Genomic DNA, 8,781 nt, shown 5'->3' with positions numbered 1-8,781 from the left:
TTGATCCCGATCCTCGCCGGCTATGTATCCCATGAAAATGGCCACCCCGTTCCCGAGGCGGCCATCCTAGCCGATTTGCCCGGCTTTCCACACAGCCTGGCCTGGACGGGGTTTTTTCATGTGCCCTCCGTCTCAGGCATTTTTCCCGAGAAGGAGATGGAACATGACCGGTCTTGAAGATCATTTGCACGGGCTTTGGCTGCCGCTGGTGACGCCGTTTCAGGGCGGCGCGCTCGACGAAAGATCGCTGCGGCGGCTGACGCGGCACTACAGCGCGCAGGCGGTCGACGGCTTCATCCTCGGCGCGACCTCCGGCGAGGGCATGACACTTCGCGAGGCCGAGTTCGAACGTCTAGTCGCCACCGTGCGCGAGGAGATGGCGGCAAGCGGCCGCACCTTGCCGGTCTGCCTCGGGCTGTCGGGGGCGGATACTTCGCGGCTGAAAGAGCGCCTCGACGAGACCGCGGACTGGCCGATCGACGGCTACCTGATCGCAAGCCCCTATTATGTGCGGCCGTCGCAGCGCGGGCTGCTTGCGCATTTCGAGGCGCTCGCCGATCACGCCGCCTGGCCGATCGCGCTCTACAACATCCCATATCGCTGCGCGGTCAGCATCACCAACCAGACGCTGCTGCGGCTGGCCGAGCACAGGAACATCGTCGGGCTGAAGGATTGCGGCGCGAGCCGCGAGCAATCGATCGCGCTTCTGCGCGACCGGCCGAAGGATTTCCGCGTCCTCACCGGCGAGGACGCGAATTATTTCGAGGCGCTCTGTGACGGCGCCGACGGCGGCATCGTGCTCTCGGCGCATGTCGAGACCGCGACGTTCGCGTCCATCGATGCCGAGCTGAAGCGCGGCGACCATGACGCCGCGCAGGCGCGCTGGCAGGAGGTCGCCGAGCTGACGCGGCTGTTGTTCGCCGAGCCGAGCCCTGCCCCGGCAAAGTACTGGCTGTGGCGATGCGGCCTGATCGACAGCCCCGAAGTGCGCCTGCCGATGGTGGAGGTGAGCAGCGAGCTCGCGGCGTCGATCGACCGCGAGATCGAGCGGCGGACGAAGGTCGCGGCGTAAAGCGGTTGTCTCACGCCGCTCGCATGTCATTCCGGGGCGCGACGAAGCCGCGAGCCCGGAATGACGGTGGGGAGAGACGGCGCAGCGTGCCGCGTGGTTAACCGCACCCCAACGGCGTCCGCGTCCACCGCATGGCGCATCCACGTCTCGTTTACGTGATCGCCCCTATCGTTTTGAAGAGAGCCTTCCAAAGGGGGAATGACCATGAGGCATCGCATCCAGCCTACGGCTGCGCGGCAATTCGCGCCGGCCGATCTCCTGCAGGGAATTCTGGTGGTGTCGTCGTTCGGGTTCTGGGCGGTGATGCTCGGCCTGATCCCGGTGCTGCTGTTTCGAGTCTGGCAAGTCGGCTGAAGCCCGCCGGAATAGTTAACCCGTGGTAGCGGCTGTCTCCAAATGCGCTGCGATCGGCGATCCGGAATTTTAAAACATCGAGGCTAACACGGACGTCCATAAGCGAAGAAATCGCGGAGGCGTTTGTGAATAGTCAGAATGAAATGGCGTCGCATTACGACGCCGGACAGCAGGGCTTCACCACCGAGGACATTCTCTGGGCCACCGGCATCTGGTCGGTGATCCTCACGTTGTCGCCGGTCATCGTGTTCTACATGCTGATGGTGGCGTAGCGCCATCAAATCCCCAGCGATGCGCTGGCGCCTGCGCGCCGTCCCGGCGATGACGTGTCAGCAGAAACGCAAAACGCGCGGCTCGTCCGCGCGTTTCTCGTCCGGGGAAATGAACAATGAAACTTAAGCAGCCTGCTTGTGCATTGCGCCGGAAGCCGACGCCGTGCCGCGAATAGCCTTCACCGAACGCTCGATCGCCGCCCACAGCCTTGCAATCTCCTGGGCCGCACGGCTCTCGGCCTGATACTCGCGCGCGCCTTCGCCGTGGCTCAGCGCCATCAGCAGGTCGGAACGATTGGTGATCTGGCCGCCCCACACCGGCGCACGGAATTTCGCCAGCGCCTCGCGGGCGATGGTGACGATCGGGCTTTCGGCGTCGTCACGCTTGGCCGGAGCTCCGTTGAGCACGACCGCGTAGGGTTTGCGCGCGGCGCGGCACATCTGGATGGTTTCCTGCACCGCGTTGACGTCGAACACGCCGGGACGCGCCGGAATGATCACCATCGTGGCATTGCGGATCGCGTCGTCGACGACGGCCGACAGGTTCGGCGGCGTGTCGATCAACACCCATTCGAAACCGTCGCGCTTGGCAGCGGAGACGATGCCGCTGACGGAGTTCACGGCAGCCTTGATCGGCGGCTCGTTGGTGCCACGCAGCTTGTGCCACAGCGTGAGCGAGCCCTGCGGATCGGCATCCACGAGCATGACCTGCTTGCTTGCCTTGATCTGCGCGGCAAGATGTGCAGCCAGGGTACTCTTGCCCGAGCCGCCCTTACGCGATGCAAAAACAATAACGTTCATACCTTCGGCCTCCAGATTGACCCCAGGCCGCGAAAATGAATCAGCGCGCTGATTCGTGAAAGATAAATTTATCGCGAGCTGCGCTCAGGCCATGAAATAACAATGCGCACTGGCTTTTGAGTCACACTAACCAGTGTGACGTCACACACGAACGGCAACGAAGCGCTTCACGCGCAAGCAATCGTGCGTTTTTTGAGCAGAGACGGGCCAAGTCGGAGCGCAACCTAACCGCGCAAACCTGCGGGCGACTCTTTTCCGTCAGGCGCGCGCCCGTAATTGCCGCAGGTCTGCGCGCCGTTGCGAGAACAAACAGAGTCCGGAAGCTGTCGCGGAGCTTATGCAGCTCCCCACGCGGGGGCGAACACATGCACGCTGCGGCAGCTGGGCGCACGCCACGTCTTCGAGCCGGCGCTTGCGCGCCTCCTTGCCTCGCGCTCAGCCCTGGCTGGCTTTCTTCTTCGGCGCCGGCTTGGCGCTCTTCTTCGCGGCCTTGGGCGCGATCTGGGTCGGCTTGCCGGCGCGGAGCTGGCGCGGCTCGGGGCCCGGGCGGAAGAACACCCGGCATTGCGGCGACAGCTGCGCCTTCTTCTTGATCATGCAGGCGGTGATGGCATCGACGTTCGGAATGAACTCGTTGCACAGCCGCATCGCATCCGGCGTGCAGGCCTGCTGCTCCTCCTGGGTGTAGGCGAAGCCGGCGCGCGGCAGGGCCAGGACGGCCAGGGCAAGCGAGAAGCTTGCGACGGCCAAGGAGGTCTTGAAGCGAAACGCCGGCATTGATTCCCCCACATGTCGAACAGGCGGGAATAGTGGGTGAACGACGGTTCGTTGGCAACCGAGGGGGCATGCGAAAGGTCGGAGCTGTGCGGTCTCGGCAACAGGGGCGGTGGACTGGCGTTCAGGGTTCCTGGCCCCTCCCGCACAGAATGCGAAAACAACCCCATGCACAGTAGCCAAATGGCTGCAAACGCTCGCCCTCCCCATTCTTAGGATTTTTCGAAGCCGAATTTGACTTGTCGGGCAAAACAGGGGCATGATGGCACCATCAAAAATCGCGTGGGTGGTCGGCTCGTTCTCCTGCGCTGGGTCAAAAGCTGAGCGGGCATGGAGGCGATCGCATGGATGGGAATGAGGCGGAGCTGCCGCTCGCGGGCGTGACGGTGGTGTCGCTGGAGCAGGCGATCGCGGCGCCGCTGGCCAGCCGGCACCTGGCGGATTGGGGCGCGCGGGTGATCAAGATCGAGCGGCCCGGCAGCGGCGACTTCTGCCGCGACTACGATCACGTGATGAACGGCATGTCGAGCCAGTTCGTCTGGACCAACCGCTCCAAGGAAAGCCTCGCCATCGACATCAAGAGCCCCGAGGGGCGCAAGGTCCTCGACGCCCTGCTGCCGCGGGCCGACGTGTTCATCCAGAACCTTGCGCCGGGAGCGGCGGAGCGGCTCGGCCTCGATGCGGCATCGCTGCTGCGCAGGCATCCGCGCCTGATCGCCTGCGACGTCTCGGGCTATGGCACCGGCGGTCCCTACAGCGACAAGAAGGCCTATGACCTGCTGGTGCAGTGCGAGGCCGGCGTGCTCGCCATCAACGGCACCGAGGCGGAGCCTGCGAAGGTCGGGCTCTCCGTGGTCGACATCGCCACCGGCATGTACATCCTCAACGGCGTGCTGATGGCGCTCTTCCGCCGCGAGCGCACCGGCAAGGGCACCGCCTTCCAGGCCTCGCTGTTCGATTCCATCACGGACTGGATGAGCTATCCCGCGTTCTACACCGAGAGCACCGGCCGGCCGCTGCCGCGCACCGGGGCGAAGCATGCGACGATCGCGCCCTACGGCCCGTTCCGCGTCGGCGACGGCAACACCATCTTCTTCGGCATCCAGAACGACCGGGAATGGCGCTCGTTGTGCCGCATCGTGCTTGGCGATGCCGCACTTGCCGACGACCCGCGCTTCCGCATCAATCCGCTGCGCATGCAGAACCGCGACGAATTGCAGGCGCATATCGAGCAGCGCTTCGCGTCGATGACGAGCGAAGAGGTGCTGCGGCTGCTGGACGAAGCCGCGATCGCGAATGCGCATCTCAACTCGGTCGAGGCCTTCCTGAAGCACGAGCAGTTGCACGCGCGCGGGCGCGTGAGAAGCGTCGGCTCTCCCAACGGCCCCCTGATGAGCTTCCTGCCCGCGCTCACCCTTCCCGGCGTGACGCCGCGGATGGACCCGGTGCCCGATGTCGGCGAGCACAACGCGGCCATCCTCGCTGAACTCGGCCTGGCCAGGGAGACGTGACGGTGGCTGTGCTGCGGCCGAGCCGGGCCTATCTGGCTGTTCCCGCCCATCGCGCCCGCCTCGTCGCCAAGGCGGCGGCGTCAAGCGCGGATGCGGTGTTCATGGATCTCGAGGATGCCGTGCCGCCCGCCGAGAAGGGCGCTGCGCTTGCGGAAGCCGCCGGCGCGCTGTCCTCGCTCGACTGGGGCAGCAAGCACGTTACGGTCAGGCTCAACGTGGTCGACAGCCCGTTCATCGCAAACGAGATCCGCGCGCTGGCGGCGCTGCCGCGGCTGGATGCGGTGATCGTGCCGAAGGCGGAGCGCGCCGGCGACATCGCCGCCATCGCCGGCCAGTTGCGCGCGGCGGCGCCGGATCGCGCCGAACCCGTCGCGCTGGAATTGCTGATCGAGACCGCGCTCGGCCTCGTCAATGTCGACGCGCTCGCCGCCGCGCACTCGAGCGTGGCGTCACTGCATCTCGGCGTCGGCGACTTCGCGGCCTCGCTCGGCGCCCGCACCTCCGACGTCGGCATCTCGCCGGACGGCTATCGCCACGTCGGGTCGGCGCAAAGCGGCTACGCCTCCGCGCCGCTCGACCTGTTCGCCTATCCCATGATGCGCCTCTTGGTGGCCGCGCGCGCCTTCGGCCTGCGCGCCATCGACGGCCCCTGCGGCGCGTTCCGCGATACCAGGCTGACCGAGGCCAGCGCGCAGAAGGCCGCTGCGATGGGCTTCGACGGCAAGCAGGTGATCCACCCCGACCAGATCGCGCCGACGCTGCGCGCGTTCACGCCGTCGGCCGAGGAGCTGGCCCAGGCGCGGCGGGTGGTCGAGGCGATGGAGAGCGCGGAGGCGAACGGCCAGGGCGCGGTGACGCTCGACGGCAAGATGATCGACTATGCCAATGTGCGGATGGCGCGACGGATCATCGCGCTGGGGTCTTGAGCGCGCATGGCCACCTTGCTGATCGTCGCGCCGGTGTTCGCGCTGATCGCGGCCGGCTATGCCTCGGTGCTGTTTCGCTTCGTCTCGGAGAGCGCGCACAAGGGCATCAGCGAATTCGCCTTCAGCATCGCGATCCCTGCGCTTCTGTTCCGCACCATCGTCGTCTCGGAATTCCCCGATGTCAGTCCTTACCGGATGTGGGGCGCCTATTACGGCGCGCTCGCCATCACCTGGATCGCGGCGATGGCGGTCTCGGCGCTGCTGCGCCGCCAGCGCGGCGGCAGCGAGGACGGCGTCGTGTGCGCGATCGGCTCGGTCTACGGCAACATCGTGATGCTCGGCATTCCGCTCGTGCTCTCCGCGCTCGGCAACGAGGCGGCGGGCCCGATGGCGCTGATCCTGTCGGTGAACACGCCGCTGCTCTGGCTGTGCGGCACGCTGCAGATGGAGTTCGTCAGCCGCAGGCAGGCGGGCTCGCCGCTCGCGATCGTCTGGCCCGTGATCGCAGACCTCGCGCGCAACCCCTTGATGCTGGCGATCGGCTTCGGCGTGATCTGGCGCTTCACCGGCCTCGGCCTCACCCCGGTCGTCGACCGCACCATCGAGCTGCTGGCGCAGGCGGGCGCGCCGACGGCGCTGATCGCGCTCGGCATCAACCTGTTCCGCTTCGAGGTGAAGGGCGAGAAGCCGAGCATTCTGGTGATGTGCGCGCTGAAGCTGGCGGCCATGCCGGTGGCGGCGTTCGTGCTGGCCAGACTGCTCGACCTGCCGCCGATCGCCGCCGGCGTCATCGTGCTGTTCGCGGCGATGCCGACCGGCGCGAATGCGTACATTTTTGCCGTGCAGTATCAGCGGCTGGTAAATCCGGTGTCGGGCGCGGTGGCGCTCGGGACGCTGCTGGCGGCGGTGACATTGCCGGTGGTGGTGTGGGTGGTGACGGGGGTGAGGTAGGGGGCGTGCCGATTGCCGACACCGCTATGCGACAGCCTGGCCCGCGCGCCAGGCCATCTCCCAGAAGTCTGCCTCGAGACGGGTGGCTTCCTTGAAGATCGCAATCAGCTCGGCCTCGCGGGCCGGCGTGGCGTAGAGATCGGCGAGATGCTCCATATGCGCCCGCGCCCTGGCAGCGACCTCCTGGTACGGCGCGCCGGCATATTCGGCGATCCAGACGCGATAGCCGTTGCTCAGCGCGTCGGCAGCGGGGTGCGAGGCGAGCCGCGTCGCGATCTCCGCGTACCCGATCACGCAAGGCGCAAGCGCGACCTTGAGCGCCAGCAGATCGCCGCGCATTCCCGCATCCAGCACGTAGCGCGTATAGGCCAGCATCTCGGCCGCCGGAGGGGCCTGTTCAAGGTCGCTCGGGGACAGGCCCCATTCGGCACAGAGCTTCACATGCAGGTTCATCTCGACATCAAGGATGGCCGAGAGGCCGCTAGCTGCTTCACGCATGTCGGCAAGCCTGGGGGACTTGTAGACCGCGAGCGCGTAGGCGCGAGCAAACTCGATGAGGAACAGATAGTCCTGAACGAGGTAGTGACGAAACGCAGCTTCCGGGAGCGAGCCGTCCGCCAATCCATTCGTGAAGGGATGCTCAGTGTAGGCCCGCCACTCAGCGGACGCGGCTGTCTTGAGACGCTCGAAAAAACCCACGATCTCTTCCGCCTGCTTGCTTGTCCATCAAACGTCATTGGCTCGCTACCGATAGCGCATTGCGAACGGAGGAGCTACGGTGGCGGCGGACAAAGCCGGCTTTGAGCAACGTTGCGGATAGGCCCCGCTTCGAGCCGCACCGATCGCTGGGCATCAACCTGCCCCGCTTCGCGGCGAAGTGCGAGCTGAGCATCTTGGCGATGTGCGCGCTGAAGCTGCCGGAGGTGCGGGTCGGGTTCGAGTTCGCAAGACTGCTCGACCTGCCGCCTATCGGTGTGTCAGGCGCGTGGTGCTGCAACACTGGCGGCGGTGACGTTGCCCGTGGTGGTGTGGGTGGTGACGCGGTGCGGCGTCGAAGGCTTAGGCGGCGACGCCTCACGGCCTCGCCGCGCCCAATCAGCAATCAGCGCAGACCCAGGAACGAGAGCACCGCGGCGATCACGACGACAAGCCCGATGATATAGATAATACCGTTCACAGTTCAGCTCCCTCAGCGTTGTCAGTCCTGCCTCAGCTAGAAACACCTGGGATCATGAAAAGGTTCGCGGTGCGTCCCGCCGTTTTCTTCCAGAACCGGGGAACGAAAACGAACGATCCCGCTTCGGGGCGCCGGCGCCACTCGATCATTTTGCCTTTGCACGCAAAGGTGGTTAGACTGGCCGGATACGTGTTGCAGGGAGGGTAACATGGGACAGCGCGAAGACATGCTCGCAGTGATCAGGGCTCGCAGCCTTTCATCCCGAGGGCTTGTTCACCTTGATGGGCCACAAGAATGCACTCGAACTGACAGGTAGCATGCAGGGGCACCCAACCCTGCGCGGGGTTTTCAATCAGTTGATTGAGGACTTCGGCTTTGAAGGTCGCGAAACGGACCAGTTCGAGAAACAGTACTACGACCTTTTGATAGCTCCACAATTCGCAGCCATAAAGGAGAATGAAACAGTTGACGATGCGGTCGCGCGCACGGTCGCGGAGATCGATCGAGCGTTCGTTCACATCGAAGCCCAATGCGAACGTAGACAACATGAGTCGTTGTCAAAACTGAAGAGTGCGTTTCTAGACTATTTATGGGCGCGATGCGACTTCCAAGCGAGCGTATTCATAGTCCAAAAGGCGGACTGGGCCCGAGCGCTCTTCTTAGATTTAGCCCCTGAGTATAGATGGGTCCTTGCTGATCTCGCGCTGAAGCAACGATTTATGCTCGCCAAGTACCCGATCGATGAGCAAGAAGCAGACCTGCTGGATCCTCTTGAAACCGAGACTACAAATTCGAGATGATGGCTCTCAGCGTGATTGAGCCTCGCAACTCATCTGGGCAATATCCCATCGAATACTGGAAATCGCTGGTACAGTTGGGTGGGCTCGAACCACCGACCTCCTGTTCCACAGACACATGCTTGGGACTTTTGACCGCAACCGCG

General features: G+C 64.8%; 10 protein-coding genes. 6 read left to right on the top strand and 4 right to left on the bottom strand.

Features of this window, described 5'->3' with window-relative positions:
- The first annotated feature begins 163 nt into the window (after window positions 1–163).
- The 3 genes from ASG57_RS11435 to ASG57_RS37660 all read left to right on the top strand — a co-directional run bounded on the left by ASG57_RS11435 (window position 164) and on the right by ASG57_RS37660 (window position 1,698).
- Window positions 164–1,072, top strand: coding sequence for a 4-hydroxy-tetrahydrodipicolinate synthase family protein (locus tag ASG57_RS11435; protein WP_024340386.1), 909 nt, complete (start codon window positions 164–166; stop codon window positions 1,070–1,072).
- A 204-nt stretch (window positions 1,073–1,276) separates the two neighbouring features.
- Complete coding sequence (locus ASG57_RS38645) at window positions 1,277–1,426, top strand: hypothetical protein (protein ID WP_196232389.1); 150 nt, start codon at window positions 1,277–1,279, stop codon at window positions 1,424–1,426.
- A 125-nt stretch (window positions 1,427–1,551) separates the two neighbouring features.
- Window positions 1,552–1,698: a hypothetical protein gene (locus ASG57_RS37660; protein WP_155248527.1), complete on the top strand. Its 147-nt coding sequence runs from the start codon at window positions 1,552–1,554 to the stop codon at window positions 1,696–1,698.
- 123 nt (window positions 1,699–1,821) lie between these two features.
- Here ASG57_RS37660 and ASG57_RS11430 read toward each other — a convergent pair whose 3' ends face one another.
- Entirely contained in the window at window positions 1,822–2,499 is a 678-nt protein-coding gene (locus tag ASG57_RS11430) for an AAA family ATPase (protein ID WP_024340387.1), read from the bottom strand.
- 435 nt (window positions 2,500–2,934) lie between these two features.
- Window positions 2,935–3,276: a hypothetical protein gene (locus ASG57_RS11425; RefSeq protein WP_024340388.1), complete on the bottom strand. Its 342-nt coding sequence runs from the start codon at window positions 3,274–3,276 to the stop codon at window positions 2,935–2,937.
- Window positions 3,277–3,617: 341 nt separating this feature from the next.
- Here ASG57_RS11425 and ASG57_RS11420 point away from each other — a divergent pair, with 341 nt between their 5' ends.
- Genes ASG57_RS11420 through ASG57_RS11410 form a run of 3 tightly spaced genes read left to right on the top strand, consistent with a single transcriptional unit; the run spans window position 3,618 to window position 6,661 of the window.
- Window positions 3,618–4,784: a CaiB/BaiF CoA transferase family protein gene (locus ASG57_RS11420; RefSeq protein WP_024340389.1), complete on the top strand. Its 1,167-nt coding sequence runs from the start codon at window positions 3,618–3,620 to the stop codon at window positions 4,782–4,784.
- 2 nt (window positions 4,785–4,786) lie between these two features.
- A complete protein-coding gene (locus ASG57_RS11415) occupies window positions 4,787–5,710 on the top strand; it encodes an HpcH/HpaI aldolase/citrate lyase family protein (RefSeq protein WP_024340390.1) in 924 nt (307 codons plus the stop codon).
- Window positions 5,711–5,716: 6 nt separating this feature from the next.
- On the top strand, window positions 5,717–6,661 hold the full coding sequence (locus ASG57_RS11410) for an AEC family transporter (RefSeq protein ID WP_024340391.1): 945 nt from the start codon (window positions 5,717–5,719) through the stop codon (window positions 6,659–6,661).
- Between the two features lie 24 nt (window positions 6,662–6,685).
- Here the strand turns inward: ASG57_RS11410 and tenA are convergent, their stop codons facing one another.
- Window positions 6,686–7,360, bottom strand: a complete 675-nt coding sequence (gene tenA, locus ASG57_RS11405) for a thiaminase II (protein ID WP_024340392.1) — start codon at window positions 7,358–7,360, stop codon at window positions 6,686–6,688.
- A gap of 717 nt (window positions 7,361–8,077) precedes the next feature.
- The gene (locus tag ASG57_RS37655; RefSeq protein ID WP_155248528.1) at window positions 8,078–8,386 is read right to left on the bottom strand and encodes a hypothetical protein; all 309 of its coding nucleotides are present in this window, start codon (window positions 8,384–8,386) and stop codon (window positions 8,078–8,080) included.
- Window positions 8,387–8,781: the final 395 nt, after the last annotated feature.

The sequence above is a fragment of the Bradyrhizobium sp. Leaf396 genome (assembly GCF_001424605.1).
Classification (GTDB): Bacteria; Pseudomonadota; Alphaproteobacteria; order Rhizobiales; family Xanthobacteraceae; genus Bradyrhizobium; species Bradyrhizobium japonicum_C.
Note: the sequence above shows the minus strand (reverse complement) of the source record. Positions and strands in the feature narration are given on the sequence as shown.

What these genes read in the sequence shown, in the direction of transcription:
- ASG57_RS37655 (WP_155248528.1), bottom strand. Translation starts at nt 8,386, where the DNA reads ATGTTGTCTACGTTCGCATTGGGCTTCGATGTGAACGAACGCTCGATC.
- ASG57_RS11435 (WP_024340386.1), top strand. Translation starts at nt 164, where the DNA reads ATGACCGGTCTTGAAGATCATTTGCACGGGCTTTGGCTGCCGCTGGTG.
- ASG57_RS38645 (WP_196232389.1), top strand. Translation starts at nt 1,277, where the DNA reads ATGAGGCATCGCATCCAGCCTACGGCTGCGCGGCAATTCGCGCCGGCC.
- ASG57_RS11420 (WP_024340389.1), top strand. Translation starts at nt 3,618, where the DNA reads ATGGATGGGAATGAGGCGGAGCTGCCGCTCGCGGGCGTGACGGTGGTG.
- ASG57_RS11430 (WP_024340387.1), bottom strand. Translation starts at nt 2,499, where the DNA reads ATGAACGTTATTGTTTTTGCATCGCGTAAGGGCGGCTCGGGCAAGAGT.
- ASG57_RS11410 (WP_024340391.1), top strand. Translation starts at nt 5,717, where the DNA reads ATGGCCACCTTGCTGATCGTCGCGCCGGTGTTCGCGCTGATCGCGGCC.
- ASG57_RS11425 (WP_024340388.1), bottom strand. Translation starts at nt 3,276, where the DNA reads ATGCCGGCGTTTCGCTTCAAGACCTCCTTGGCCGTCGCAAGCTTCTCG.